General features: G+C 63.8%; 1 protein-coding gene. It reads left to right on the forward strand.

All coding sequences use genetic code 11. From position 1 onward, the window contains the following. Positions 1-22: 22 nt before the first annotated feature. On the forward strand, positions 23-550 hold a 528-nt coding region (locus IVB50_RS42765), incomplete at its 3' end, for an ATP-binding protein (protein WP_276577032.1).

A 550-nucleotide genomic window follows, 5' to 3' on the forward strand; every position in this document is an offset into this window, starting at 1 on the left:
CCGTGGTCGGAGGACGCTTCTGATGACGCGGGCAAAAAAGGTAATGGAAGCGACGACCGATCCGCTAGATGCCATGCTGGCGCGATTGCAGCTCTCCGGGATCCGCGATCAGCTCGACAGCCTGCTCGACGAGGCGGCGCGCGCGAACCTGTCGGCGCGTGAGACGCTGATCTTGCTGTGCGAACGTGAGATCGCGCGCAAGGATCATCGTCGCATCGAGATGGCGCTGAAGCTTGCACACTTCCCGGCCGTAAAGGAGCTCGCAGGCTTCGACTTCGAGGCGCAGCCCTCGATTGATCCAAAGCAGATCCGCGATCTTGCCGCGTCACGTTGGATCGCCAACGGCGAGAATGTGCTGCTGCTCGGGCCGCCCGGCGTCGGCAAGACGCACTTGTCGATCACGCTGGGGCGAGAGGCTATCCTGGCCGGGTACACGGTGCAGTTCACCACGGCGACGACGCTGGTCGCAGGTCTTGCCAAGGCCCACGGCGAGCGACGCCTGGACGAGAAACTGCTCGCGCTGTCGAAGCCAAAGCTGCTCATCGTCGAC

It is taken from the genome of Bradyrhizobium sp. 87, from assembly GCF_023073015.1.
GTDB lineage: Bacteria > Pseudomonadota > Alphaproteobacteria > Rhizobiales > Xanthobacteraceae > Bradyrhizobium > Bradyrhizobium canariense_D.